At 41.5% G+C, this 236-nt stretch carries 1 protein-coding gene; it reads left to right on the plus strand.

Annotated elements, in window-relative coordinates; translation table 11 throughout:
- A partial coding sequence (locus HBA26_RS22760; protein WP_279589380.1) for a glycosyltransferase occupies positions 1-236 on the plus strand: 236 nt, incomplete at both ends.

The raw sequence follows: 236 nt of genomic DNA on the forward strand, positions 1-236 counted from the left end.
CCTGTATCCAGATCCATCTGGTAAATTGTGAACGGCTTAAGGTATTACCGACGACCAAAAATTGGTCTATTGCCATGTATTTCCGTTTTGTAATTGCAGATTACTTTATTGATCAACAAGATAAGATCCTGTACCTGGATGCTGATATCGCCTGTCAGGGAACCTTAAAACCGCTGATAACAATGGATCTTGCCAATAACGTTGCTGCTGTTGTTACTGAACGCGATGCTAACTGG

It is taken from the genome of Enterobacter sp. 725m/11, assembly GCF_011683705.1.
Classification (GTDB): domain Bacteria; phylum Pseudomonadota; class Gammaproteobacteria; order Enterobacterales; family Enterobacteriaceae; genus Enterobacter; species Enterobacter bugandensis.